24 protein-coding genes and 1 pseudogene are annotated in these 24,155 nt (G+C 43.8%); 9 read left to right on the top strand and 16 right to left on the bottom strand.

Features of this window, described 5'->3' with window-relative positions:
• The first annotated feature begins 1 nt into the window (after position 1).
• A complete protein-coding gene (locus JMN17_RS02905) occupies positions 2 to 763 on the top strand; it encodes an alpha/beta fold hydrolase (protein WP_202327280.1) in 762 nt (253 codons plus the stop codon).
• A 42-nt stretch (positions 764 to 805) separates the two neighbouring features.
• On the opposite strand, the gene rpmG is transcribed toward JMN17_RS02905, so the two are convergent.
• Both rpmG and rnz read right to left on the bottom strand, forming a co-directional pair.
• Positions 806 to 955, bottom strand: a complete 150-nt coding sequence (gene rpmG, locus JMN17_RS02900) for a 50S ribosomal protein L33 (RefSeq protein WP_003226511.1) — start codon at positions 953 to 955, stop codon at positions 806 to 808.
• Positions 956 to 1,036: 81 nt separating this feature from the next.
• Positions 1,037 to 1,960, bottom strand: coding sequence for a ribonuclease Z (gene rnz / locus JMN17_RS02895; protein ID WP_087990635.1), 924 nt, complete (start codon positions 1,958 to 1,960; stop codon positions 1,037 to 1,039).
• A 226-nt stretch (positions 1,961 to 2,186) separates the two neighbouring features.
• On the opposite strand from rnz, the gene zwf reads away from it, so the two are divergent.
• The gene (gene zwf / locus JMN17_RS02890; RefSeq protein ID WP_087990636.1) at positions 2,187 to 3,656 is read left to right on the top strand and encodes a glucose-6-phosphate dehydrogenase; all 1,470 of its coding nucleotides are present in this window, start codon (positions 2,187 to 2,189) and stop codon (positions 3,654 to 3,656) included.
• A 111-nt stretch (positions 3,657 to 3,767) separates the two neighbouring features.
• Here zwf and gndA read toward each other — a convergent pair whose 3' ends face one another.
• Together gndA and JMN17_RS02880 are read right to left on the bottom strand one after the other, a co-directional pair.
• Complete coding sequence (gene gndA / locus JMN17_RS02885) at positions 3,768 to 5,177, bottom strand: NADP-dependent phosphogluconate dehydrogenase (protein WP_087990637.1); 1,410 nt, start codon at positions 5,175 to 5,177, stop codon at positions 3,768 to 3,770.
• Positions 5,178 to 5,286: 109 nt separating this feature from the next.
• The gene (locus JMN17_RS02880; protein ID WP_202327278.1) at positions 5,287 to 6,531 is read right to left on the bottom strand and encodes a DNA polymerase IV; all 1,245 of its coding nucleotides are present in this window, start codon (positions 6,529 to 6,531) and stop codon (positions 5,287 to 5,289) included.
• Positions 6,532 to 6,603: 72 nt separating this feature from the next.
• On the opposite strand from JMN17_RS02880, the gene mifM reads away from it, so the two are divergent.
• The 3 genes and pseudogenes from mifM to JMN17_RS02865 all read left to right on the top strand — a co-directional run bounded on the left by mifM (position 6,604) and on the right by JMN17_RS02865 (position 9,689).
• Entirely contained in the window at positions 6,604 to 6,891 is a 288-nt protein-coding gene (gene mifM, locus JMN17_RS02875; protein WP_075746683.1) for a membrane protein insertion/folding monitor MifM, read from the top strand.
• A gap of 29 nt (positions 6,892 to 6,920) precedes the next feature.
• Positions 6,921 to 7,748 (top strand): membrane protein insertase YidC, encoded by an 828-nt coding sequence (locus tag JMN17_RS02870; protein WP_202327276.1) that lies wholly within the window; start codon positions 6,921 to 6,923, stop codon positions 7,746 to 7,748.
• 1,212 nt (positions 7,749 to 8,960) lie between these two features.
• A pseudogene (locus tag JMN17_RS02865) lies at positions 8,961 to 9,689 on the top strand (YqjF family protein).
• Between the two features lie 47 nt (positions 9,690 to 9,736).
• On the opposite strand, the gene JMN17_RS02860 reads toward JMN17_RS02865, so the two are convergent.
• From JMN17_RS02860 to mce, 3 genes are read right to left on the bottom strand one after another with little or no spacing between them, the layout of a single operon-like run.
• On the bottom strand, positions 9,737 to 10,852 hold the full coding sequence (locus JMN17_RS02860) for a tripeptidase T (protein WP_087990640.1): 1,116 nt from the start codon (positions 10,850 to 10,852) through the stop codon (positions 9,737 to 9,739).
• Between the two features lie 17 nt (positions 10,853 to 10,869).
• Positions 10,870 to 12,393 (bottom strand): acyl-CoA carboxylase subunit beta, encoded by a 1,524-nt coding sequence (locus JMN17_RS02855; protein WP_202327722.1) that lies wholly within the window; start codon positions 12,391 to 12,393, stop codon positions 10,870 to 10,872.
• A complete protein-coding gene (gene mce, locus JMN17_RS02850) occupies positions 12,386 to 12,805 on the bottom strand; it encodes a methylmalonyl-CoA epimerase (protein ID WP_087990812.1) in 420 nt (139 codons plus the stop codon). Before mce ends, JMN17_RS02855 begins: the two co-directional genes overlap by 8 nt.
• A gap of 89 nt (positions 12,806 to 12,894) precedes the next feature.
• Between mce and prli42 the strand changes: the two genes are divergently transcribed.
• A complete protein-coding gene (prli42, locus tag JMN17_RS02845; RefSeq protein ID WP_003226489.1) occupies positions 12,895 to 12,987 on the top strand; it encodes a stressosome-associated protein Prli42 in 93 nt (30 codons plus the stop codon).
• Between the two features lie 20 nt (positions 12,988 to 13,007).
• Here the strand turns inward: prli42 and JMN17_RS02840 are convergent, their stop codons facing one another.
• From JMN17_RS02840 to brxB, 6 genes are all read right to left on the bottom strand, one after another.
• The gene (locus JMN17_RS02840; protein WP_087990641.1) at positions 13,008 to 13,541 is read right to left on the bottom strand and encodes a L,D-transpeptidase; all 534 of its coding nucleotides are present in this window, start codon (positions 13,539 to 13,541) and stop codon (positions 13,008 to 13,010) included.
• A 51-nt stretch (positions 13,542 to 13,592) separates the two neighbouring features.
• Positions 13,593 to 14,561: an aromatic acid exporter family protein gene (locus JMN17_RS02835; protein ID WP_202327274.1), complete on the bottom strand. Its 969-nt coding sequence runs from the start codon at positions 14,559 to 14,561 to the stop codon at positions 13,593 to 13,595.
• A gap of 72 nt (positions 14,562 to 14,633) precedes the next feature.
• Positions 14,634 to 15,356, bottom strand: coding sequence for an arginine ABC transporter ATP-binding protein ArtR (artR, locus tag JMN17_RS02830; RefSeq protein WP_087990643.1), 723 nt, complete (start codon positions 15,354 to 15,356; stop codon positions 14,634 to 14,636).
• The gene (gene artQ, locus JMN17_RS02825) at positions 15,349 to 16,008 is read right to left on the bottom strand and encodes an arginine ABC transporter permease ArtQ (RefSeq protein WP_087990644.1); all 660 of its coding nucleotides are present in this window, start codon (positions 16,006 to 16,008) and stop codon (positions 15,349 to 15,351) included. The genes artR and artQ overlap by 8 nt, the downstream gene beginning before the upstream one ends.
• Positions 16,009 to 16,088: 80 nt before the next feature.
• Positions 16,089 to 16,856 (bottom strand): arginine ABC transporter substrate-binding protein ArtP, encoded by a 768-nt coding sequence (gene artP / locus JMN17_RS02820; protein WP_087990645.1) that lies wholly within the window; start codon positions 16,854 to 16,856, stop codon positions 16,089 to 16,091.
• A 267-nt stretch (positions 16,857 to 17,123) separates the two neighbouring features.
• Positions 17,124 to 17,561, bottom strand: a complete 438-nt coding sequence (gene brxB / locus JMN17_RS02815; protein ID WP_087990646.1) for a bacilliredoxin BrxB — start codon at positions 17,559 to 17,561, stop codon at positions 17,124 to 17,126.
• Between the two features lie 156 nt (positions 17,562 to 17,717).
• On the opposite strand from brxB, the gene JMN17_RS02810 reads away from it, so the two are divergent.
• The 3 genes from JMN17_RS02810 (at position 17,718) to JMN17_RS02800 (ending at position 20,793) form a co-directional block, all read left to right on the top strand.
• Positions 17,718 to 18,611 carry a YegS/Rv2252/BmrU family lipid kinase gene (locus tag JMN17_RS02810; RefSeq protein ID WP_202327272.1) on the top strand — a complete coding sequence of 298 codons (894 nt, stop codon included), beginning with the start codon at positions 17,718 to 17,720 and terminating at the stop codon, positions 18,609 to 18,611.
• A gap of 101 nt (positions 18,612 to 18,712) precedes the next feature.
• Positions 18,713 to 19,882, top strand: a complete 1,170-nt coding sequence (gene bmr / locus JMN17_RS02805) for a multidrug efflux MFS transporter Bmr (RefSeq protein WP_087990648.1) — start codon at positions 18,713 to 18,715, stop codon at positions 19,880 to 19,882.
• Between the two features lie 71 nt (positions 19,883 to 19,953).
• Entirely contained in the window at positions 19,954 to 20,793 is an 840-nt protein-coding gene (locus tag JMN17_RS02800) for a MerR family transcriptional regulator (RefSeq protein WP_087990649.1), read from the top strand.
• Between the two features lie 57 nt (positions 20,794 to 20,850).
• On the opposite strand, the gene JMN17_RS02795 is transcribed toward JMN17_RS02800, so the two are convergent.
• From JMN17_RS02795 to bfmBAA, 3 genes are read right to left on the bottom strand one after another with little or no spacing between them, the layout of a single operon-like run.
• The gene (locus JMN17_RS02795; RefSeq protein WP_202327262.1) at positions 20,851 to 22,125 is read right to left on the bottom strand and encodes a dihydrolipoamide acetyltransferase family protein; all 1,275 of its coding nucleotides are present in this window, start codon (positions 22,123 to 22,125) and stop codon (positions 20,851 to 20,853) included.
• Between the two features lie 21 nt (positions 22,126 to 22,146).
• Positions 22,147 to 23,130, bottom strand: a complete 984-nt coding sequence (bfmBAB, locus tag JMN17_RS02790; RefSeq protein ID WP_087990651.1) for a 3-methyl-2-oxobutanoate dehydrogenase subunit beta — start codon at positions 23,128 to 23,130, stop codon at positions 22,147 to 22,149.
• Positions 23,131 to 23,143: 13 nt separating this feature from the next.
• Complete coding sequence (gene bfmBAA / locus JMN17_RS02785) at positions 23,144 to 24,136, bottom strand: 3-methyl-2-oxobutanoate dehydrogenase subunit alpha (RefSeq protein ID WP_202327260.1); 993 nt, start codon at positions 24,134 to 24,136, stop codon at positions 23,144 to 23,146.
• Between the last annotated feature and the right edge of the window lie 19 nt (positions 24,137 to 24,155).

The following is a 24,155-nucleotide window of genomic DNA, read 5'->3' as shown; positions in this document are numbered from 1 at the left end:
AATGAACTCAGCTTGGATGGAAAAGACATATACAATTGACGGATGTGCGTTTCATACACAACACCGGAGAGGATCAAGCGGTGTAACGATTGTCTTTGAGGCCGGCTACGGTACTTCTTCTGAGACGTGGAACCCATTAATAGCGGACATTGATGATGAATTTGGCATTTTCACATATGATCGGGCGGGAATTGGAAAAAGCGGACAAAGCAGCGCTAAACGAACAGCTGAACAAAAAGGGGAAGAATTGGAGAGTTTGCTTAAAGCAGCAGATGTAAAACCTCCTTATCTGGCTGTTTCACATTCATATGGAGCTGTCATCACCGGTTTATGGGCTTGCAAAAACAAGCGAGATATTATCGGCATGGTTCTCCTTGATCCAGCTTTAGGAGATTGTGCAAGCTGCTCCTTTATTCCTGAAGAAATGCACAATGCTGATACAAGAAAGATGATGCTTGAGGGCACACATGCAGAATTTTCAAGAAGCCTGCAGGAGCTCAAACGGAAGCAAGTCCATTTGGGAAACATGCCTCTCCTTGTGTTGTCATCGGGTGAACGGACTGAGAAATTCACCGCTGAACAGGAGTGGCTAAACATGCACAGCAGCATATTGTCTCTATCTCATCAAAGCGGCTGGATTCAAGCTAAAAACAGCTCTCACAACATCCATCATGATGAACCTCATATCGTTCATTTGGCTATTTATGATGTATGGTGTGCAGCGTGCCAGCAGGCTGCTCCACTTTATCAGGCAGTCAATTAACATAAAAGAAGACCGGGTATGGACGCCCGGTCTTCTTTTCTATTATTTCGTTTCACGATGAAGGGTATATTTCTTTAAACGCGGTGAATATTTTTTCAGCTCTAAACGGTCTGGGTTGGTGCGTTTGTTTTTTGTTGTGATGTAATTCCGGTCTCCCGTTTCAGTGCAGGCTAAAGTAACATTGACTCTCATATTAACATCTCCTTATAAAACGTAATGATTACGTTTTATTATACAACATAATTACAAATTGTCAAATAAGAGCTCTTGGCCTCAGCCCCGGGGGACGTTTACCTCTAAGAAATCATAAGCCGCTACGCTGTTCGGGAAAACGTCATCCGCTTCTTTCTGAAGCTCCAGAGAGGCATCTCCCTGATATCTGGCGCTGATATGGGTTAAAATGAGCTTCTTCGCCCCCGCTTCTTTCGCTGTTACGGCCGCTTGTTCCGTTGTACTGTGAAAATAATCATAAGCAAGCTTCCGATCTTCCTTAGCAAAGGTCGCTTCATGAACAAGCACATCACAATCTCTTGCAAGGTCTTTTAGCTTATCACTTACTCTCGTATCTCCGGAAAATACCACAGCCCTTCCCTTCTTAGGAGGCTCCAGAAAATCATTTCCATTGATGATGCGCCCGTCATCAAGCGTTACCGTTTCGCCTTTTTTGATTTTTTGATACACAGGCCCGGGCGGGATGTTCATTTCCTTTAATAAATCCGCCTTTAAGGAACCAGGCACATCTTTTTCCTGCACACGGTATCCGAAAGCTTCCACTCCATGAATAACAGATACGGCCGTGACCATAAACTGCTCGTCTTCAAACACGATTCCTTCTTCGATTTCCTTGATCATAAGCGGATATGTCAGATGGGTTTTCGTGACGGCATGGCTTGTTTCAATAAACGCCTTGATCCCTTTAGGTCCGTACACCGTCAGCTCGTCCTCTCCCCCTTGAAAAGAACGGCTCCCCAGAAGCCCTGGAAGTCCGTATACATGATCGCCGTGCATGTGGGTAATGAAGATTTTTTCGATTTTACGCGGTTTAATCGTGGTATGTAAAATTTGATGCTGTGTGGCTTCCCCGCAGTCAAACAGCCATACCGAACGTCTTTCTTCAAGCAATTTTAACGCCACCGACGTTACGTTTCTCGCCTTAGCGGGAATGCCGGCTCCCGTCCCTAAAAAAAGTAATTCCACATTTCCTTCCTCCTACTAGAACTAGTTAACTACAAGAATACAGGATCATGCGTAAAATGTGAATCTTGCCTCTGAAAGGAACAATCCTTTTGTTCTAGAGACATTTTTACGGTATTCTGCAAAAAAAGGGGCTGAAATGTTTGCTTTCGTTCAATTTTAGATTTAAAATGAAGAAAATATACGGGGTGTACTAAAATAAAGCTTCGAATAAAGTGAGGTACTTTTAGTGAAAACAAACCAACAACCAAAAGCAGTAATTGTCATATTCGGCGCAACGGGAGATTTAGCAAAACGAAAACTGTATCCGTCTATCCACCGTTTATATCAAAACGGACAAATCGGAGAAGAGTTTGCAGTAGTAGGAGTTGGAAGAAGACCTTGGTCTAATGAGGATCTTCGCCAAACGGTTAAAACATCCATTTCCTCATCTGCAGATAAACATATAGATGATTTCACGTCTCATTTTTACTATCACCCGTTCGACGTGACAAATCCTGGCTCTTATCAAGAGCTTAACGTATTGCTTAACCAGCTGGAAGATACATATCAAATTCCGAACAACAGAATGTTCTACTTGGCAATGGCTCCTGAATTCTTCGGGACAATTGCAAAAACATTAAAATCAGAAGGTGTGACAGCAACAACAGGCTGGTCCCGCCTTGTCATTGAAAAGCCGTTCGGCCATGATCTGCCAAGCGCACAGGCGTTGAACAAAGAAATCCGCGAAGCGTTTACAGAAGATCAAATTTACAGAATCGACCATTACCTAGGCAAACAAATGGTTCAGAACATTGAAGTGATTCGATTTGCCAATGCGATTTTCGAACCGCTTTGGACGAACCGCTACATCTCAAATATTCAAATCACATCTAGCGAATCACTTGGCGTCGAAGACCGTGCGAGATATTACGAAAAATCTGGCGCCCTGCGCGACATGGTGCAAAACCATATCATGCAAATGGTTGCCCTTCTTGCAATGGAGCCGCCGATCAAATTGAACACAGAAGAAATCCGCAGCGAAAAAGTGAAGGTGCTGAGAGCACTGCGCCCTGTTGCAAAAGACGAAGTAGATGAGTATTTTGTACGCGGACAATATCAAGCCGGTGAAATTGACGGTGTGATGGTCCCTGCTTATACGGATGAAGATAATGTCGCTCCTGACTCAAATACAGAAACCTTTGTTTCAGGAAAGCTCTTGATCGACAACTTCAGATGGGCTGGTGTTCCATTCTATATCCGCACCGGAAAACGAATGAAAGAAAAGTCCACGAAAATCGTCGTTCAATTTAAGGACATTCCGATGAACCTGTACTACGGCAATGAAAACAACATGAATCCAAACTTGCTCGTGATCCATATTCAGCCTGACGAAGGCATTACGCTTTACTTAAACGCTAAAAAGCTCGGCGGAGCAGCACACGCGCAGCCAATCAAACTGGATTACTGCAGCAATTGCAATGATGAGATGAACACCCCTGAAGCATATGAAAAATTGATTCACGACTGTCTTCTGGGTGATGCCACAAACTTTGCACACTGGGATGAAGTTGCCTTGTCTTGGAGTTTTGTCGACGCCATTTCTGAAACATGGGCAGCAAACAAGACCCTATCTCCAAACTATGAGTCAGGCTCTATGGGACCGAAAGAATCAGATGATCTTTTGGCGAAAGACGGCTTGAACTGGTGGAATATATAATACAGAAAAAGCCGAAAATGCTGTAGCGCATTTTCGGCTTTTTTTGCGGCTGTCAACGTTCATTCAATAACCAAAAACCCCCGAAGCCCTAAGGGCTTCGGGGGTTTTCTATTACTTCATCCATTCAGTATGGAAGATACCTTCTTTATCTGTACGCTCATAAGTATGGGCGCCAAAGTAGTCACGCTGCGCCTGAATTAAGTTTGCAGGGAGTACAGCTGTGCGGTAGCTGTCATAGTAAGCTAATGCGCTTGAGAATGATGGCACCGGCACACCTTGGGCAACAGCAAGTGAAATCACTTGGCGAAGCGCTCCTTGGTAGCTTTCTACAATATTTTTGAAGTAGCTGTCAAGAAGCAGGTTGTCGAGCGCAGGTTCGCGATCGTAAGCTTCTTTGATCTTCTGAAGGAATGCCGCGCGGATGATGCAGCCGCCGCGGAAGATCATAGCGATTTCGCCGTATTTCAGATCCCAGTTGTATTCTTCAGAAGCTGCTTTCATTTGGGCAAATCCTTGCGCATAAGAACAGATTTTACTCATGAACAGCGCTTTTCTGACTGCTTCAATCAGCTCTTCTTTATTGTCTGTAACAGGCTTCACTTCAGGTCCTGAAAGAAGGCCGCTCGCTTTCACACGCTCTTCCTTCATCGCTGAGATAAAGCGCGCGAATACAGACTCAGTAATAATCGGAAGCGGAACACCTAAGTCAAGCGCGCTTTGGCTTGTCCATTTTCCTGTTCCTTTTTGTCCTGCTTTATCGAGAATGACATCAACAAGCGGTTTGCCTGTCTCTTCGTCTTTTTTCGTAAAGATGTCAGCCGTGATCTCAATCAGGTAGCTGTCAAGCTCGCCTTTATTCCATTCAGCGAAAATGTCATGAAGCTCATCCGCTGAAAGGCCAAGCACCTGTTTCAAAATGAAGTAAGATTCAGAGATCAGCTGCATATCTCCGTATTCAATTCCGTTATGCACCATTTTCACATAATGGCCGGCACCGTCTGGACCGATATATGTCGTACAAGGTTCTCCGTCAACTTTTGCAGAAATCGCTTCAAGAATCGGCTTCACAAGCTCATGTGCTTCTTTTTGTCCTCCAGGCATAATAGAAGGCCCTTTAAGCGCTCCTTCTTCACCGCCGGAAACGCCTGTTCCGATAAAGTGAATGCCGCTTTCTGCAAGTTCTTTGTTACGGCGCTGTGTATCTTTATAGTATGTATTACCGCCGTCAATTAAAATATCATCCTTTTCTAGATGAGGAAGAAGAGATTGAATTGTCGCATCTGTTGCAGTTCCCGCTTTCACCATTAATAAGATTTTACGCGGTGTTTCCAAGGATTGGACAAATTCTTCAATGCTGTATGTGCCAACAACATTTTTTCCTTTTGCCTCCTGCAAAAACTCCTCCGTTTTACTGCTTGATCTGTTGTAAACAGAAACAGAAAATCCCCGGCTCTCGATATTTAAAGCCAGATTTTTACCCATGACCGCAAGTCCGATAACTCCGATTTGTTGTTTTGACATATTCTAACGTCCCTTCTGCAAACGTTTAATCATTTTAAAATTTAAATTAAAATAAAATGATATTTATAATAAAGAAATTACCATACTTTCACCCTTTTTTTCAAGCTATTCACCTTTTCTTTTCATCCTGAAAAAAATCTTTATTAAAGCTTGTTCCCTTCGTTTTGCTCTCCTCCTTTTTTATCCTTGCCCCTTTTCTGATCAGCTTGGATCCGTACCTATCATTCAGCTTTTCCATCATCTGCTGAATGGGCTCATCCTTCGCATCTTCATTAAAACTGAACAAATCGAGCTGCTTATAGGCCTGTTCTTTTTCTACTAAATCGGTTCCGGTAATGCCAAGCAGCCTGACAGGATTTTTATTCCAGTGTTTAAAAAAGAGGTGCTCCGCTTCTTTCATTATTTCACTTTTTTGATCGATCGGATTTTTCAGCGTGATGCTTCTCGTGATGGTTTTCCAATCTGCATATCTAATCATAATAAAAAGCTTCGAAGCCATGACTTCCTTGCGCTGTAAGCGGTCACTCACGGAAGCGGCAAGCTTTCTGAAAACGCCTAACAGCTCTTCTTCATCACTGGAATCGTGTGATAGTGTCGATGAGTTGCCGACGCTTTTAAATTCGTAAATGCGCTCCGGGTCAACCGGCGCATGGTGAATGCCGTTTGCTTTATGTTTAAGGCGCGGGCCGTTGATGCCAAGCAGGCGTTTCAGCGAGTGTTCATCAGCTGCAGCTAACTCTCCAATCGTATGAATGCCGAGTCCCTTCAGCTTTTCCGCTGTCTTTTTGCCGACTCCGTGCATCTCTCCAACAGGAAGCGGCCAAAGGATATCAGGCACTTGCCTCTTTCTTAAAATCGTGATGCCGAGCGGTTTTTTCATATCAGACCCCATCTTAGCGAGAAATTTATTCGGCGCGATCCCTATGCTTGACGGAAGCAGCAGCTCTTTTTGCAGCCTGCTTTGGATTTCTTTTGCCGTCTCCAGAGCGCGGCTGCTGTATGGTGTATCGGTCATATCCATATAGCCTTCGTCGATGGAGACAGGCTCCACCAGGTCAGTATATTCACGGAGAATGTTAAACATCGCTCTTGAAGAGTTTCTATAGCGGTCAAAGTTCGGCGGAAGCACGATTAGCTCAGGACAATTGCGCTTCGCTTCCCAAACCGGCATCGTTGTTTTAACGCCGCGCGCTCTTGCTTCGTAGCTGCATGTCACCACGATGCCCTTTCGCTCCTTTACATTTCCGGCAACTGCGACCGGCTTCCCCCGGAGAGCCGGATCATATGCCATTTCCACCGATGCATAGAAGCTATTCATATCAATATGGAAAATAATTCGGCCCTTTCCCTGCATAAATAAATCTCCTTTTCGTTCATTAGACAACGGCTTGTACATATAGTAAAATGAAGGTATTGAATGGATGTGATGACAATGTTTGTGGAATCGATAAATGACGTTTTATTCTTAGTCGATTTTTTCACAATTATTCTTCCGGCTCTGACAGCAATCGGGATTGCGTTTCTTTTACGAGAATGCCGTGCCGGCGAGCAATGGAAATCAAAACGAACAGACGAACATCAGACGGTCTTTCAAATAAATCGAACAGACTTTCTCATTATTATATATCATCGCATTACAACTTGGATACGTAAAGTCTTCCGCATGAATTCGCCTGTGAACGATGATGAAGACGCCAGTTCCCTTCTTTTATAAACCGCATTTATAAAAAGGAGGAGAACAAATTGTTAAAAACATATCAAAAACTTTTGGCTGTAGGAATCTTTTTGATCGTATTATGCTCGGGCAATGCAGCGTTTGCGGCGACTAATCAGGTGGGAGGCCTCAGCAACGTCGGTTTTTTCCACGACTATTTAATCGAACCGTTTTCCGCTCTGCTTAAAGGTGTTGCCGGACTGTTTCATGGAGAATACGGACTGTCTATTATTCTCGTAACCATTATTGTGCGTGTGGTTGTACTGCCTTTGTTTGTCAATCAGTTTAAAAAACAGCGTTTGTTCCAAGAGAAAATGGCGGTTATTAAACCTCAGGTTGACAGCATTCAGGACAAATTGAAAAAGACGAAGGACCCAGAACAGCAAAAAGAACTGCAAACGAAAATGATGAAGCTGTATCAGGAGCACAATATCAATCCGCTTGCCATGGGATGTCTCCCAATGCTGATTCAGTTTCCTATTTTGATTGGGTTTTATTACGCGATTCGCTCTACACCTGAAATTGCGTCACACTCGTTTTTATGGTTCAGTTTAGGACAATCTGACATTCTCGTGTCTCTTAGTGCGGGAGCTATGTACTTTATTCAGGCCTATGTTGCTCAAAAACTGAGCGCAAAATATTCCGCTGTTCCGCAAAACCCTGCAGCTCAGCAATCAGCCAAACTGATGGTGTTCATCTTCCCTGTGATGATGACGATTTTCTCACTTAACGTTCCGGCAGCCCTTCCGCTGTACTGGTTCACAAGCGGGCTGTTTTTGACCGTGCAAAACGTTGTCCTTCAAATGACACACCATAAAACAAAAAAAGCAGCTGCTCTTACTGAGCCGGTGAAATAAAAAGCAGTTTCATATTTGTGGATATTATCCCCTTTAAGTAAGTGGACCGGAGAAGAAGAGTCCTACTTACTTAAAGGGGCATTTTTATGAAAAAATCTAAAAAACGTATATAAAAGAAGTCAACAAATCAACTGATCTAAACCTCGTCAATGTCCAATAAATAAAGCAGAATCAACCACGATTGAGGAGTTTTCATATCATTATATATGTAAAAAGCTTTGCAAAATGTACAATCAGATATCCTAAAAAGACAGATCAAAATCGTGTGACAATTGACAATGTTAATTAGAGAATACATTAATCTGCGTATCTAATTAAAATCCACAACCAACTAATTCAGTTTCAACCAATTAAGATAATCCGTCTAATAAATGAAATTAAGCATAATGAATAAAAAAAGGATGTAAGTGAATTCCTTTAGACAGTGACCGAGGATTTCTTTCACCTTACAATAATCCAATAAGTTATGGAAATTACACCGCGAAACAAAACACGTCAGAATACATACTTTAGCCTACCACCTGCATTTTTAACTTTTATAACATTTTTTAAAAAAGGCTTCTTCTGTAAAACTCAACAATCTACTTTCCTTCTCCTTATACTTTGTTAGTAATCTACTTTAACGGAATTAAGTCTATAACTATTAGGGTATCTATGGTCTATCCAATGAATATGCTAATGATAAAGAAAGCTTTGATTAGAAAATAGGTACTGATAAGCAAATAAACGATTGATAAAGAAAGTCTTTTTTTGTTTTTAATTTCTTGAACTAATTTAAAAATGAAAAATATAGCCAAAAATAAAGTTATAATATAGTCAATATTTCGAAAGATGACTTCCATAAATTCTCCCTCACTTTTTTTGGTTGCCCTTAAATATAGAGCAAGAAGCAAATATTAATGTCATTCCTAAGTTGATTTTTTGATTTAAAATCTTATATATTCGATATTATTTATTAATAATAAATCCAAGGCAATCATGGCAATTGCAAATGATACAAGCCCCTTAAAGAAACCAATCGCGAGATGAAAACCTATAGAACCTATTAAAATCATTCATTTTAATTAAAAAGGAAATTTGGCATAAGATCGCACTGTAAGGGGACCTAAAACGACTAAATATGGATTATAAGTGTCTACTTGTGTTGTCTCTATCAGCTTCGTTTAAAAAGGGAATACCTTTACTCATATCCAACTGAAAGGAGCATATACGTTGACGGAATGCTTTCAGCAAAAAAACATTTCTGTACCTGAAGGAATCTGGATCATGAGACAAACCTGGAATGATGTCTTATAAGCCCGCTGGCCTGTTGATGTTTCTATCCTTCGCCCTTTAGTACCGCCAGTTTTAGAATTAGATACATATAACGGGCAAGCTTGGGTCAGCTTGCTTCCCTTTATGCTCACGAACTTGAGGGCCTGATTTCTTCCTGCCCTTCCCGGTGCGCGTGCATTTCCTGAGCTTAACTTCCGCACCTATGTCACATATAAAGGCAAGCCCGGCATTTATTTTTTCAGCTTAGATGCTGATCATCGGCTGGCGGTCATGGGCGCTCGCACGTTCTTTCATTTACCTTATTTTTACGCGGATATGAAAGCTGAAAAAAGTGGTGATGGCATTGACTATGTCTGCAAGCGGAGAGGCGACGGAGAAGCAGCATTCCGCGCCGCATACCGGCCCATTTCAGCTCCTTTTACAGCGGAAGAGGGTTCTCTCGATTATTGGCTGACAGAACGATACAGACTCTACACCACTTATCGCAACAAGCTCTATTTCGAAGACATTCATCATCATCCTTGGCTGCTGCAACATGCTGAGGCCGAGTTTTCCGTCAATACGGTGGCTGATGCTCACAACATCGCATTGCCAGCGTCAGATCCATTGCTTCATTTCGCTAAAAAACAGGACGTGTTATTTTGGCCGCTTAGGCAATGGAGCTGAATGCAAAAAAACCCGATGCGGTACTAGTCCGCTCGGGTTTTCCTTTTTTATTTCGCCGCCTCTTCAATAATGGCAACAACCATTTCCGCGGTTTTAACGAGTTCTTCAATCGGCATTTTTTCATTTTTTGTATGAATTTGCTCATAACCGACAGCAAGGTTGACCGTCGGAATGCCATGACCTGCAATCACGTTCGCGTCGCTTCCGCCGCCGCTTGTTTGCAGCTCGCTCGGGCGCCCGATTTTAGCTGCCGCTTTCTTCGCGATTTCAACCACTTGGTCGCCGTCTTGATATTTGAAGCCCGGATACATCACTTCAATTTCGACTTCCGCGCGTCCGCCCATATCAGCAGCGGCCGTTTCAAAAGCAGCTTTCATTTTTTGAACCTGAGCTTCCATTTTCTCAGGAACTAAAGAACGTGCTTCCGCAAGAATATGGACTTCATCGCACACAATATTTGTTTGTGTGCCGCCTTCAAACCGGCCGATGTTTGCTGTTGTTTCTTTATCGATGCGGCCTAATGGCATTTTTGAAATGGCTTTGCTAGCAATTGTAATGGCAGAAATGCCTTTTTCAGGTTCAACCCCGGCATGTGCGGTTTTCCCGTAAATTGCCGCTCTTACCTTCGCCTGTGTCGGCGCGGCCACAATGATATTCCCGACTTTTCCGTCTGAGTCAAGGGCATAGCCGTAGGATGCCGTGATCATAGAACGGTCAAGCGCCTTCGCTCCGATCAGGCCTGATTCCTCACCTACTGTGATGATGAATTCAATCGTGCCGTGCTCAATGTTTTCTTCTTTCAGCACTTTAATCGCTTCAAACATTGCAGCCAGCCCCGCTTTATCATCGGCGCCTAAAATCGTTGTGCCGTCTGTTTTGACATAGCCTTCTTCAACAACCGGTTTTACGCCGTTTCCGGGTACAACTGTGTCCATATGAGATGTAAAGTATATCGTATCTGCTTGTTTTGTCCCTTTTAATGTGCAGATCAGGTTTCCGGCTCCATGACCAGTGATATCCATTGTATCGTCTTCTTTTACATCCACACCTAAATCAGAAAATTTTCGTTTCAGCACTTTGCAGATTTCTGCTTCGTGTTTTGTTTCTGAGTCAATTTGGACAAGCTCTAAAAATTCTTCCAGCAGGCGTTTTTCATTCACCATTTGTAAGTCCCTCCATATTATAGCGGTATGTTACCGTGCTTTTTTTTCGGCCTCTCTTCTGTCTTATGTGCAAGCATGTAAAAGGCTTGAATCAGCCTTTTCCTAGATTCTTCAGGCAAAATGATGTCATCGACCATTCCGCAGGCCGCCGCTTTGTACGGGCCGGCGTTTTGCTTTTTGTATTCAGCTGTTTTTTCACGTTTTGTCTTTTCCGGGTCTGCCGAAGTTTTTATGTCCTTTTCATACAAAATCGAAGCCGCGCCTTCTGAACCCATCACTGCGATTTCAGCATTCGGCCATGCAAACACAAGGTCCGCTCCGATCGCTTTGCTGTTCATGGCCACATAGGCGCCGCCGTACGCTTTTCTGATAATGAGCGTGACTTTTGGGACGGTCGCTTCTGCATAGGCATACAATAATTTTGCGCCGTGCCTGATAATTCCGTTATGCTCCTGCTGAATACCAGGAAGAAATCCCGGCACATCCTCGACAGTTAACAGCGGGATATCAAATGCGTCACAAAAACGGATGAACCTTGCCGCTTTATCAGCAGCGTCAATCGTCAGGCTGCCCGCCAGATGCTTCGGCTGGCTCGCAACGATGCCGATTGTTTTTTCACCCAGCATTGCAAACCCGATGACAATGTTTTTCGCAAAAAACGGCTGAATTTCAAAAAAAGACTGCGGATCTGCCAGCTCTTTAATCACCGTCCGCACATCATACGGCTTTGTCGTGTCAGCGGGCACGAGACGGTTTAATAACGGCCTTGAGATCTCTTTATCTGGCTGCGGCACTGTTGTCTGGCCATTCAGCGGCAAATAAGACAGCAGTTTTTTCACCCCTGTCAGAACCTCCTTCTCCGTATGTCCGGAAAAGTGGGCGTTCCCGCTGACGGCATTATGTATCCCCGCTCCGCCTAAGCTCTCCGCATCTACCTGTTCTCCTGTCACTTTTTCAATCACCTTCGGCCCGGTAATAAACATCCGGCCGGTCTGTTCAGCCATAAAGATAAAATCTGTGAGGGCCGGAGAATATACAGCGCCTCCAGCGCATGGCCCTAAAATAACCGATATTTGCGGAATGACTCCTGAATATAAGACGTTTCGGTAAAATATGTGACCGTATCCATCTAATGATACCACACCCTCTTGAATTCTCGCACCACCTGAGTCATTCAGCCCGATAATCGGCGCCTTATTTTTTGCCGCCAGATCCATCAGAGCGCAGATTTTTTTGGCGTGGGTTTCGCCAAGGGCCCCGCCGAACACTGTGAAGTCCTGCGCAAATACATATACAGAGCGGTCGTCAATTGTGCCGTACCCTGTTACGACCCCATCACCTAAAATGCGCTGTTCTCTTGTTAGCGCTTGGCTTTCCATGAAGGGATGCAGCTCGATAAAGCTGTCCTGATCAAGAAGAAATGTGATCCTTTCCCGTGCTGTGAGCTTTCCCTTTTGCCGCTGCTGGGCCAGCTTTTCATGTCCTCCGCCTTGTTCTGCCTGCCTGCGCCTCGTGTATAAATGATCAATGTGCTCATTCATGTTCATTGGTTTCTCCTTTCGGCTCGCAAAGCTCTACAAGAACGCCGTTTGTTTCCCGCGGTGAAAGAAAAGCGATCCATTTCCCGTTTGCTCCCTGTCTTGGATACCTGTCGATCAATTGAACTTGCCGGTCAGACAATACTTGAAGCTGTTCAGATAAACCGGTGCATAAAAATGCAACATGATGCAGCCCCTGCCCTTTCTTCTCCAAAAAGAAACGGACGGGGCTGTCAGTTGTCAGCGGCTCAATCAGCTCAAGCTTGACGCTTCCCGCTTGAAAAAAAGCAACATTCACCTTTTGCTCTTCAACCGTTTCTTGATGAAGAAACGCAAGCCCCAATACTTCTTCATAAAAGCTCCTCGCTTCTTCTATCGAAAATACGGCTATCCCGATATGGTCAAGCCTGTTCATTTTCATCCCTGCTTTCCGCCAATAGATATTACTTGTCCGCCCCCTCAAAACACGCTAAAATATAGACAGATTGTCTAAGGAGTGAAATCATGTCTCAGAAACTGATGAAAAGCGTTTTGATCGTGATTTTGGGAGTTTTTATTCTTTCAACTGTACTCTCAGGAATCGTCATGTTCTTATAATGATAAAAAAGCAGGCAGCCTTATTGAATGGGAACATCCTGCTTTTTTATCAGAGCTTTATGTTCAATGGCAATCTCTTCAAAAGAGCGGGAGTCGTCCGTTATCAACACTCTCGTACCCACCGGAATCGTTTGAAACAAATGAACGACTTCATCATTATGCATACGTATACAGCCGTTAGACACAAATTTCCCTACGGATTCATCCCGGTTTGTCCCATGAATTCCGTAAATCCGCCCGTCTGTCCCTTTCGCGTCAAATCCGAGCCATCTTGCTCCAAGCGGATTGTCAGGAGATCCCCCTTCAATATTTTTCTTTCTGTAGTAAGGATTCGCCGCTTTTACTGTTATCGAAAATTCTCCTTCAGGCGTTAAATCGTCTGTTTTTCCGGTCGCCACGCTGTACACGCCTTCTACTTTGTTGTCGAGGATGACAGCGAGTTCGTTTGTTCTCTTGTTGACAATGACATACGGATCACCCGGCAGCGGATTGTCGCCGAGCGGCCAAATCGGTGACATCATCATGATAAAAATCGAACATAAGAAAAAACGCATAAGCCCCTCCTTTTTCATTAGGTTGACCAATGAAGGAAGAGCTCATGCGAATCATGCGAGTGATTTTTGCGCTTTTATTCCTTTAAAATAACTTTTAATCACTAAATATTGTTCCATTTCCCCGAGAAGATGGAAGAGAGCGGCTCTCGCTTCAAATTCCTCTCTTGTCGCCGGAAGCGGCATCTCCTCAAATTCTTTTCTCATATCGGCAAGCCTTTTCAGAAATTTGTGCGCCGTATTTCCCGGGTGTATCGCTTCCCGTAAATCGTGAATAAATGCTGCGATCATTTTTCCCTGATCTACCGTAATGGAGATAGAAGTCACTTTAGGGAGAAGGCGTTCGATAATTTCAAATTGCTTTTCTCTCATTTTAAAATAATGATAATGCAAATTTTCGTAGCGCAGAATGTGGTTTTGCACATCTCGGTATGCCAGATTTTTAGCTTCCGTGATGAGCTGATGTGTTTCCGGAATTTCTTTTCCAGTCCAATCTTGCTCACCAGTTAACAAATACCGCTCTATTTCTGCGAAAATGACGGCAAAGTTATCCTCTATCTTTTTGCGATAGGCAATCAGCTTTCGGTCAAGGCTCGGCATATACAAGTTCATCAAAAGAGCGACGCCGATACCAACCGTAATCAATTGAACTTCATTCCAAATGAAAGCAAGCGTTATGCCGCCCGACATATACAGATGAAGAATAATAACGGAACTTGTGACGATTCCCTCATTAATTTTTAACAGGACCGTTATCGGGATGAATATCAAAAGGAGCGCTCCGATAACAAACGGGTGATAGCCAATCAGCTCGAAAAAGAGATAAGAAAAAAGAATTGCCAAACAGCATGCCGCAAAGCGGGCCCACGATGCCTGAAGCGACCGTTTTTGTGTGATTTGAATGCACAAAATGGTGATGATTCCTGCTGATGCGAAGTTTTGCAAATGCAATAGCTGGCTTAAATAAATAGCCAAAGCTGTTCCAAACGCTGTCTTTATTGTGCGGTAACCAATTTTAAACATGTCGGACTCCATTTCTATTTGTTTCTTCAATAAAAAAGAAGAAGCTACCAGCCTTCTTCTTTTTTCTATATTCTATAATATTTTTTCTAAAAAGTCCTGCGCTCTTTTGGATTTTGGCGATAGAAAAAATTCTTTCGGATTGCCGTCCTCGACAATCATTCCCTGATCCATAAACAGCACGCGGTCTGCCACTTCTTTTGCGAAGCCCATTTCATGCGTGACAATCACCATGGTCATACCGGTTTCAACCAGCTCTTTCATCACCTGGAGCACTTCTTTGACCATCTCCGGATCAAGTGCAGAGGTCGGTTCGTCAAACAGCATGATGTCCGGATTCATCGCAAGAGCCCGGGCGATGGCGACACGCTGTTTTTGCCCGCCTGATAAGCGGTTTGGATAGTCATTTCGCTTTTCAAACAAACCGACTTTACGGAGCAGCTCTTCGGCTTTTTCCTGCGCAGCCTGTTTTGATTCTTTTTTGACATTGACAGGCGCGTACATAATATTTTCGAGAACTGTTTTGTGCGGAAAGAGATGAAAATGCTGAAAAACCATCCCGATGTTTTCCCGGACCTTTAATGTGTTGGTTTTCGGCTTCGTGATCTCTTTGTCTTTGATTGTAATGGTGCCGCCGTTGGGTTTTTCCAACAGGTTTAAACAGCGAAGGAACGTTGATTTGCCTGAGCCTGAAGGGCCGATCACGGCAACAACCTCACCTTCAGAGATTGTTGTTGAAATGTCTTTTAGTACTTCATGTTTCCCAAATGATTTTGACAGCTGTTCAACCTTAATCATTGGATTTCAGCTTCCTTTCTACAGCCTTGCCGATAAACGTTAGAATCAGGACAAGCACATAATAAATCAATCCGGCGATAATGAGCGGCTCAAGGTAATTGTACGTGGCGGCGCCAGCTTGATATGCGCGTCTCATAACATCACCAAGCCCGATAACAGTGACGATCGCCGATTCTTTTGTTAATGTAATTAATTCATTCAAAATTGCAGGTGATATATTTTTAAAAGCCTGCGGCAACAGGAGATCCTTCATCATTTTGCCGTACGGAACCCCCAGTGCGACAGCCGCTTCTCTTTGGCCTTTATCAATGGCGTTGATTCCGGCTCTGATAATTTCCGATACATAAGCGGCGGAATTCAATGACAATGCGACAACTGCTGCCCAAAACTGGTCAATTTGAAATCCGAGCAGCTGAGGAAGCCCGAAATAGACAATCATAAGCTGCAGCACTAAAGGCGTGCCGCGGAACACTGATGTGTAAAAATCAGCGATCCAGACAAGCGGGCGGAACGTGCTGATCTTGCATAAGCTTAGCACAATACCGAGTATAAGTCCGATAATGGCTGATACAACGACAATTTTCAAAGTAATTGCCAAACCTTCTAATATAAAAGGAATTTGGGGGATCGTTGCTGAAAAATCCAAATTCATAGTCTTTGTCTCCTTTTCTTACAGGAAAAAAGATTTCCTATTCAATAAAAAGGCTCAACGAAAAAGTTGAGCCGCTTTTCTTACTTCTCGCCAGTGAACCATTTTTTCTTCAAATTCTCAAGCTCTCCGTTATCTTCCATTTCCTTGAGCGCTTTATTGAATTTGTCTGTCAGTTCACTGTCCTTTCTGAAAGCAATCGCTGAACCGGCTTCCTCCGCTTTGGCATCAGGAATCACGAAGCCTTGCAGGTCGTCGTTTGACTCGAAATACCCTTCTGCTACCATGTCTTCGATAATCGCAGCTTCAAAGCGATCTGATTTGATTTCCTGCACCAAATCAGAAATTCTGTTGCGGTCTTCTGTTTTAAAACCATATTCCGGAGAAAGCTCTTTCCCCTTCTCTTCCTGAATAGAGCCAAGCTGAACGCCGACTGTCTTTCCTTTCAGGTCTTTCAGAGATTGAATGCCGCTGTCTTTTTTGCTGACAATCATATGGTTCGCTGTATAGTACACATCGGAAAAATCAACTTGTTTTTTACGATCAGGCGTCGGAGTCATTCCTGACAGAACCAGATCCACCTGTTTTGATTTCAGCGCTGTGATTAAGCTGTTGAAATCCATATCCTGCACTTCAATTTCGTAGCCCGTCTTCTTCGCCAGCGCTTTTGCCAAATCTACATCAAAGCCGACAATTTGATCGCCTTCTTTATATTCAAACGGTTTGTAATCCGCCGAAGTTCCCATAATTAATTTTTTCTTGCCGCCTTCTGAACCTGAATTGCTTGAGCCGCAAGCGGATAGTGCTAAAGTGATGCAGGCAGCTACAAGTAATAAGAGCCATTTTTTCATGATCCATTTCCCCCATATTCATTACTTTTAGTGTATTTGAATATTTATTCGTTAATTTGTATTTTAAACAGTTTCTTATTTTTATGCAATAGTATTTTTAAAAATTATCTTTAAGCTTATTTTTCCAACGATATCTTTTTGATATTACTTAAGGAAAATAGATTAACTGTACAATCTAATTGAATAATCCCTTAATAATTATTCATATCTTCTGGGTATTTTATGCATGAAAAAACCCGAGCCACTTAGGCACCCGGGTTTTTCGTCTTATACTTCTTCACAATATTCTTCAAAGGCTTCTTGCAGCTTTGCCACAACTGCCATCGGCTCATGGCCTTCAATTTCATGGCGCTCGACCATTTTCATGATTTTTCCGTCTTTCAAAATCGCAAAGGATGGGGAAGATGGCGGATATCCTTCAAAATAGTCACGCGCTCGCGCTGTCGCTTCTTTATCCTGTCCGGCAAAGACGGTGACGAGGTGATCAGGTCTTTTATCATAGTGAACGGAATGGTATGCGGCCGGTCTTGCAATTCCTCCGGCACATCCGCAAACAGAGTTTACCATGACTAACGTCGTTCCTTTTTTCGCAAGTGTCTCATCCACCTCTTCAGCTGTTTTCAGCTCAGTGTATCCGGCAGCTGTTATTTCTTGTCTCGCTTGGCGGACAATATCATTCATAAATAAATTAAAGTCCATGTTCAATGAAGACCTCTCCTTTTTTATCATCTGTTCTTATCATAGCAAGGAAACGTCTATATCGGCAAATGACATTGCTTGGCCGTACACTTTTCTATTTGTTTACAGCTTACAGAAAAAGGGGATGATATAACCAGATGTAAAATAAAGGAGCAGTTTTGTATGAGCCATCGGAAAGCATTACTGATTCATAACGGAAATGCCGGCAACAAACATATAGAAAAAGCATTAGGAGCTGTGGTGCCGGTCTTATCACAACATTTAGATGAGGTGATCATTAGACAAACAAAGAATAAGGATGATGCGTTTCATTTTTGCCAATCCATTGATGGTTCTGTTGACACCGTCTTTATTCTCGGCGGCGACGGCACAGTCCATCAATGCATTAACGGCATCAGCGCTTTAGAAAGAAAACCCGCTGTCGGAATTTTGCCCGGCGGCACGTGCAATGACTTTTCAAGAGTGCTGGGCATCCCTCAAAATCTCGCAAAAGCGGCGGAAGCACTTCTGTCAGGAACAAAAACGAACGTAGATGTATGTCAAATGAACGAGCATTATTTTTTAAATTTCTGGGGAATCGGCCTGATTACAGAAACGTCGAATCAAATCAACGAAACGGCCAAAGCATTATTTGGAAAAATCAGCTATTTTACAAGTGCATTAAAAACCGTCTCAGCTGCTGAATCGTTCCCGATGACATTAAGAATTGATGGAAAAGAAATGAAAGAAGACGCCGTTATGCTGCTTGTGATGAACGGACAATACATTGGAACGAACCGAATTCCCCTGCCGAATGCCAGTATAGAAGACGGCTTACTCGATATCCTCATTTGCCGCAGCACCAACCTCTCCGCATTGCGGGAGCTGATGAGCATGGAACAGGGCACAATTGACCGATTTACCGGAGAGCTGTCCTATATCCAAGCCGCCCGGATCGAAATTGAAACAGACACCGCCCAAAAGGCGGATACAGATGGAGAAGTCTATACTCATACGCCCGCTGTGATTCAAGTCCTGCCGCAGCACATTGAAATGCTTGTCCCGTGCAGTGAATAAGGATCGGAACACTGTTAGAAAGATGATGTAAATCCGTTGACTCTCCCCTAAGAGGAGGCCTTACAGTATAGGAGATACACTTTCGAAAAAGGGGAAGTCACATGAAGAAACAAAATATGACCTTAACGATATTATTAACTAATTTATTTATTGCTTTTTTGGGGATCGGGCTAGTGATTCCGGTAACGCCTACTATTATGAATGAATTGCATTTATCGGGAACCGCGGTTGGCTATATGGTTGCGTGCTTCGCTGTTACACAGCTTATTGTATCACCAATAGGCGGACGATGGGTTGACCGCTTCGGACGTAAAATCATGATCGTGATCGGTCTGTTTTTCTTTAGTGTTTCGGAGTTTTTATTCGGCATCGGAAAAACAGTTGAGATGTTATTTATCTCCCGGATGCTTGGCGGGATCAGCGCCGCCTTCATTATGCCCGGGGTCACGGCTTTTATCGCAGATATCACAACCATTAAAACACGGCCCAAAGCGCTTGGTTATATGTCAGCCGCTATTTCAACAGGCTTTATCATCGGCCCAGGTATCGGGGGATTTTTAGCGGAAATTCATTCCCGTCTGCCTTTTTTCTTTGCGGCAGCCTTTGCATTGTTAGCAGCCATTTTATCAATGCTCACGCTGCGCGAGCCGGAACGAAACCATGAGAATCGGGACATAAAAGGGCAGAAGACGGGCTTCAAACGGATTTTTGCCCCCATGTATTTCATTGCTTTTCTCATCATTTTGATTTCGTCTTTTGGCTTAGCGTCATTTGAATCGTTATTTGCGTTATTCGTTGATCATAAATTTGGATTTACGGCCAGCGACATTGCCATTATGATTACAGGAGGTGCGATTGTAGGCGCCATTACGCAAGTCGTCTTATTCGACCGTTTTACAAGGTGGTTTGGCGAAATCCATTTGATTCGATATAGCTTAATCATCTCAACGAGTCTGGTTTTCTTGCTGACAATCGTGAATTCTTATTTTTCGATTCTGCTGGTTACTGTCACCGTATTTGTCGGATTTGACCTCATGAGACCGGCGGTAACGACTTATCTGTCAAAGATTGCGGGAAATGAACAGGGATTTGCCGGTGGTATGAACTCAATGTTTACAAGTATCGGCAATGTATTCGGACCTATTATCGGCGGAATGCTGTTCGATATTGATGTAAACTATCCATTCTACTTTGCAACGGTAACTTTAGCCATAGGCATTGCGCTGACCATTGCTTGGAAAGCGCCTGCACATATTAAAGCCAGCACGTGATAAAAAGCGTATTCTTTGTATACTGCAAAGAGTGCGCTTTTTCATTATACTGATATAGAAGGAGTGATGGCATGAAGGAATCGTATTACTCAATTGGAGAAGTATCAAAACTGGCAAACGTGTCGATTAAAGCGCTCCGTTATTACGATAAAATTGATTTATTTAAACCCGTCTATGTCGACCCGGATACAAGCTACCGCTATTATACGGATTCCCAGCTTTATCATCTGGATCTCATCAAATCATTGAAATATATCGGCACACCTTTAGAGGAGATGAAAAAGGCACAAGACTTAGAGATGGAAGAACTGTTTGCTTTTTATACAGAGCAGGAGAAGCAAATCAGGGAGAAATTGGAGTTTTTATCAGCATTGGAAGAAACCATTTCACTGGTGAAAAAGCGGATGAAACGGCAGATAGAATACCCTGCGCTCGGGGAGGTGTTTGTTTTAGATGAAGAAGAAACACGCATCATTCAGACAGAGGCAGAGGGAATCGGACCTGAAAACGTGCTCAACGCCTCCTACAGCAAATTAAAAACATTTATCGAATCAGCAGATGGATTTGCGAACAATAGCTACGGTGCCACTTTCTCGTTTCTCCCGTACACCAGCATTGATGAAATGACTTACCGCCATATCTTTACGCCTGTATTGACGAATAAACAAATTTCCGCCGTTACCCCGGATATGGAAATCACAACGATCCCTAAAGGCACATACGTTTGCATCGCGTACCATTTTTCGCCTGAGCATTATTTTCTCAACTTACAGAAGCTTATCAAGTATATCATAGACCGCCAATTAACAGTTGCCAGTGATGTTTACGAGTTAATCATACCGATTCATTACTCGCCTAAAAAACAAGAGGAATACCGGGTTGAAATGAAAATCAGAATTGCTGAGTCATGATGCATAAAAAAAGAGCATTTTTTGAAGTTATGTATCAAAAAATGCTCTTTCTGCTTATTAGTAAACAGATGTTTTCTCGTCAATCGATTCTAAAATTTGTTTTACTCGTCCGAGGAATCGTCCGCACACAAGGCCGTCAAGCACTCTGTGATCCAAGGACAGGCACAGATTGACCATGTCTCTGACAGCAATCATGCCATGATCCATGACAACCGGGCGCTTGACGATGGATTCCACTTGAAGAATCGCAGCTTGAGGGTAATTGATGATACCCATCGACTGAACAGATCCGAACGAACCTGTATTGTTGACGGTAAACGTCCCTCCCTGCATGTCATCTGCTGAGAGTTTTCCCTCTCTCACTTTTTTAGCAAGGCCGTTAATTTCTCTCGCAATGCCTTTAATTGTTTTTTCATCAGCGTTTTTAATCACCGGAACAAATAAAGAATCCTCTGTGGCAACAGCGATTGAAATATTGATATCTTTTTTTTGAATGATTTTGTCTCCCGCCCACATGCTATTCATTTGCGGGAATTCTTTTAACGCCTGAGCGACCGCTTTTACAAAAAAGGCGAAGAACGTTATATTAAAGCCTTCTGTCTGCTTGAATGAATGTTTTATACTGTTGCGATATGCCACCATATTTGTGACGTCGACTTCCATCATCGTCCAAGCATGCGGAATTTCTGTTTTGCTGCGTTTCATATTGGAAGCAATTGCTTTTCTTACAGCTGTGACAGGGATTTCTTTATCTCCCGATGCAGACGCAGGATATGAAATCTCGTCCTTCGGCTCTGTTTTTGGTGCAGACTCTGCTGCAGGAGCTGCTGTTGTCGGCTCCTCAGGCCGCTTTTGCACACCGCCTGTTTCAATGATGCGCTGAATATCTTTTCGCGTAATGCGTCCGCCTGCACCTGATCCTGTCACTTGATCAAGATCAATGCCGTGCTCTCCGGCCAAACGGAGTACAGCTGGCGAGTAGCGCTTTTTATTGGGCTGACTGTCTGCTTCGGAGCGGCTTTCTGCGGCAGGCGTCTCAGCTGCTGCTGACGCCTCTGGCTGCTCTTGTTTTTGTTGAGACGGATTCCCGCCTTCTGTTTCGATTTTGCAGATCATTTCTCCGACTTGCAGAGTCTGGCCTTCTTCACCCACAAGCTCTGTTATCGTACCGGTAAAAGAAGATGGAACCTCTGCATTGACCTTATCTGTCATGACTTCCGCTATCGGATCGTATTTGTTTACTTTATCACCGGGGGCAATTAGCCATTTGCTGATCGTCCCTTCCGTCACGCTTTCTCCAAGCTGCGGCATCGTCATTTGTTCAATTGCCATGATTGTGTCCTCCTTACGTCTTTAAAACTCCGCTAACTCTCTCATCGCCGCTTCCACTTTATCAGGGTTGAGCATAAAGTATTTTTCCATTGTCGGCGCATAAGGCATAGCCGGAATATCAGGACCCGCAAGCCGTTTAATCGGCGCGTCTAAGTCGAAGAGACAATGCTCAGATATAATTGCGGCCACCTCACTCATGATGCTGCCTTCTTTTGTATCTTCTGTAACCAAAAGCACCTTACCGGTTTTGGATGCGGCTTCGATGATTGCTTCTTTATCAAGCGGATAAACCGTTCTTAAATCTACTACATGCACTGAAATTCCATCTTTTTCGAGACGCTCTGCAGCCTGTAACGCGAAGTGGACACACAGGCCATATGTGATCACTGTGATGTCGTCGCCTTCCCGTTTAACATCAGCCTTGCCGATTGGCAGGACATAATCGTCTGCCGGAACCTCACCTTTTATCAGACGGTACGCGCGTTTGTGCTCAAAAAACAGCACCGGATCTTCATCACGAACCGCGGCTTTTAAAAGTCCTTTCGCGTCATATGGTGTTGATGGCATGACAATTTTCAGTCCGGGCTGATTGGCAAAAATCGCTTCGACTGATTGAGAATGATAAAGGGCCCCGTGCACGCCTCCGCCGTATGGCGCTCTGACGACAATCGGACAGCTCCAGTCATTGTTGCTGCGGTAGCGGATTTTAGCCGCTTCAGAAATAATTTGGTTGACCGCCGGCATAATAAAATCAGCAAACTGCATTTCAGCAATTGGTCTCATCCCGTACATAGCCGCTCCGATGCCGACTCCGGCAATCGCAGATTCAGCAAGCGGCGTATCCATCACACGCTCTTCTCCAAATTGTTCGTAGAGGCCGGCTGTCGCTTTAAATACACCGCCTTTTCTCCCTACATCTTCCCCAAGGACGAAAACGCGAGGGTCTCGTTCCATTTCTTCTTTCATCGCCAAATTGATTGCATCAATATATGACATTACTGACATTTGTTCTTCCTCCCTACTTCGCATACACATAATCAAGCGCTGACTCAGGAGCTGCATAAGGGGCGTTCTCCGCTTCATCCGTCGCTTCGTTTATGATGGCCATTATTTCATCCAGCATGGTTTGTTCTATCTCATCGGACAGCAGGCCTGTTTCCTTTAAGTAAGCTTGATAAGTAAGCAGGGGATCGCTTTTTTTCGCTTCCTCTACTTCGTCACGGCCTCTGTAACTGCTGTCATCGTCATCACTGGAATGCGGTGTAAGGCGGTAAGAAATTGTTTCAATTAATGTCGGGCCTTCTCCTCTGCGCGCTCGTTCGCGTGCTTCTTTGACCGCTTGATAAACCTCCAGCGGATCATTTCCATTCACGGTTACGCCAGGCATTCCATAGCCTACGGCACGGTCGGAAATGTTCTCACATGCGACTTGCTTATCGTAAGGCACAGAGATTGCGTATTTGTTATTTTCACACATGAAAATAACCGGCAACTTATGGACAGCGGCAAAGTTTGCCCCTTCATGGAAATCGCCTTGATTTGAAGAGCCTTCACCAAATGTAACAAAGGCCGCAACATCCTTTTTCTCCATACGCCCCGCAAGCGCAATGCCGACCGCGTGCGGCACTTGCGTTGTAACTGGAGAAGATCCTGTCACGATCCGGTTTTCCTTTTGGCCGAAATGTCCCGGCATTTGGCGCCCTCCTGAATTCGGATCTGCTGCTTTGGCAAACCCGGACATCATTAAGTCTTTTGCTGTCATGCCAAATGCGAGCACAACTCCCATGTCTCTGTAGTACGGCAGTACATAATCCATTTCACGGTCAAGAGCAAAAGCCGCCCCTACCTGCGCTGCTTCCTGTCCTTGACAAGAGATTACGAATGGAATTTTTCCAGAACGGTTTAACAGCCACATTCTTTCATCGATTTTTCTTGCTAACAGCATGGTTCTATACATATCAACGGCTTCCTGATCAGTCAGCCCTAGTGCTTGATGTCGGTTTGTACTCATTCAAGCCCCTCCTTTATGC

Origin of the sequence: Bacillus sp. RHFS10, assembly GCF_016757475.1 — a bacterium.
GTDB classification, from domain to species: domain Bacteria; phylum Bacillota; class Bacilli; order Bacillales; family Bacillaceae; genus Bacillus; species Bacillus subtilis_G.
Note: the sequence above shows the minus strand (reverse complement) of the source record. Positions and strands in the feature narration are given on the sequence as shown.

Excerpts from the sequence above, each read along its gene's own strand:
- prli42 (WP_003226489.1), top strand. The coding sequence starts at position 12,895 with ATGTCTCAGAAACTGATGAAAAGCGTTTTGATCGTGATTTTGGGAGTT.
- bmr (WP_087990648.1), top strand. The coding sequence starts at position 18,713 with ATGAAGAAACAAAATATGACCTTAACGATATTATTAACTAATTTATTT.
- bfmBAB (WP_087990651.1), bottom strand. The coding sequence starts at position 23,130 with ATGTCAGTAATGTCATATATTGATGCAATCAATTTGGCGATGAAAGAA.
- mce (WP_087990812.1), bottom strand. The coding sequence starts at position 12,805 with ATGAACAGGCTTGACCATATCGGGATAGCCGTATTTTCGATAGAAGAA.
- gndA (WP_087990637.1), bottom strand. The coding sequence starts at position 5,177 with ATGTCAAAACAACAAATCGGAGTTATCGGACTTGCGGTCATGGGTAAA.
- JMN17_RS02835 (WP_202327274.1), bottom strand. The coding sequence starts at position 14,561 with ATGTTTAAAATTGGTTACCGCACAATAAAGACAGCGTTTGGAACAGCT.
- mifM (WP_075746683.1), top strand. The coding sequence starts at position 6,604 with ATGACAATGTTTGTGGAATCGATAAATGACGTTTTATTCTTAGTCGAT.
- artP (WP_087990645.1), bottom strand. The coding sequence starts at position 16,856 with ATGAAAAAATGGCTCTTATTACTTGTAGCTGCCTGCATCACTTTAGCA.
- JMN17_RS02905 (WP_202327280.1), top strand. The coding sequence starts at position 2 with ATGAACTCAGCTTGGATGGAAAAGACATATACAATTGACGGATGTGCG.
- JMN17_RS02800 (WP_087990649.1), top strand. The coding sequence starts at position 19,954 with ATGAAGGAATCGTATTACTCAATTGGAGAAGTATCAAAACTGGCAAAC.
- JMN17_RS02855 (WP_202327722.1), bottom strand. The coding sequence starts at position 12,393 with ATGAATGAGCACATTGATCATTTATACACGAGGCGCAGGCAGGCAGAA.
- JMN17_RS02840 (WP_087990641.1), bottom strand. The coding sequence starts at position 13,541 with ATGCGTTTTTTCTTATGTTCGATTTTTATCATGATGATGTCACCGATT.
- artR (WP_087990643.1), bottom strand. The coding sequence starts at position 15,356 with ATGATTAAGGTTGAACAGCTGTCAAAATCATTTGGGAAACATGAAGTA.
- bfmBAA (WP_202327260.1), bottom strand. The coding sequence starts at position 24,136 with ATGAGTACAAACCGACATCAAGCACTAGGGCTGACTGATCAGGAAGCC.
- JMN17_RS02795 (WP_202327262.1), bottom strand. The coding sequence starts at position 22,125 with ATGGCAATTGAACAAATGACGATGCCGCAGCTTGGAGAAAGCGTGACG.
- rpmG (WP_003226511.1), bottom strand. The coding sequence starts at position 955 with ATGAGAGTCAATGTTACTTTAGCCTGCACTGAAACGGGAGACCGGAAT.
- JMN17_RS02860 (WP_087990640.1), bottom strand. The coding sequence starts at position 10,852 with ATGGTGAATGAAAAACGCCTGCTGGAAGAATTTTTAGAGCTTGTCCAA.
- JMN17_RS02880 (WP_202327278.1), bottom strand. The coding sequence starts at position 6,531 with ATGCAGGGAAAGGGCCGAATTATTTTCCATATTGATATGAATAGCTTC.
- JMN17_RS02810 (WP_202327272.1), top strand. The coding sequence starts at position 17,718 with ATGAGCCATCGGAAAGCATTACTGATTCATAACGGAAATGCCGGCAAC.
- artQ (WP_087990644.1), bottom strand. The coding sequence starts at position 16,008 with ATGAATTTGGATTTTTCAGCAACGATCCCCCAAATTCCTTTTATATTA.